Origin of the sequence: Streptomyces sp. SID5785 (assembly GCF_009870065.1) — a bacterium.
Taxonomy (GTDB): Bacteria; Actinomycetota; Actinomycetes; order Streptomycetales; family Streptomycetaceae; genus Streptomyces.
The window spans coordinates 1-522 of record NZ_WWIA01000157.1 but is presented as its reverse complement, the minus strand read 5'-3'; the positions used below and the strand labels follow the sequence as shown (position 1 = coordinate 522).

Here is a 522-nt window from a genome sequence, read left to right as displayed (position 1 = left end):
GTCCGACGAGCAGCGTGCTGACGGGCCGCCGGACGAGATCGAGCCGGCGGCGCCGGTGCACGACGGCCCGGCCGGTGAGGGCCAGCACGACCTGCACGGCGCAGCCGGTGCCCAGCGCGGTGAGCCCGAGCGGGGTCTGCCCCGGCAGCGCCGCGAGCCCGGCCCCGAGCACGCACCAGGCGAGGACGCCGCGGCCCGCGACGGCGGGCAGTTCGTCGAGCATGTACGGCTCGGGCGTGTACCGGTACAGGCCCGCCGCGGCGTGCAGGACGAGGACGACGAGCACGAACGCGGCGAGCACCAGCGGGCCGCGCTGCTGCTCGGTGAGCGCCAGGGTGCCGAGCAGGGCCGCGATCTCGTCGGCGGCGACGAGGACGACGCGCGAGGGCCGCTCGCGGCGCCGGCCGGGGTCGCGGGCGAGCGCGATGTCGCCCCCGGCGCGCGGGGCGACGACGGTGCCCGGGGCACCCCCCGGCGTGCGGCCGGCCGACGGGGCGGCGGTGCGTTCGGGGGTCACGTCGT

The 522-nt window shown here is 79.9% G+C and carries 1 pseudogene; it reads right to left on the bottom strand.

The features are described 5' to 3' along the window. Window positions 1-522, bottom strand: a pseudogene (locus GTW43_RS04825) (transferase); the annotation flags it as partial.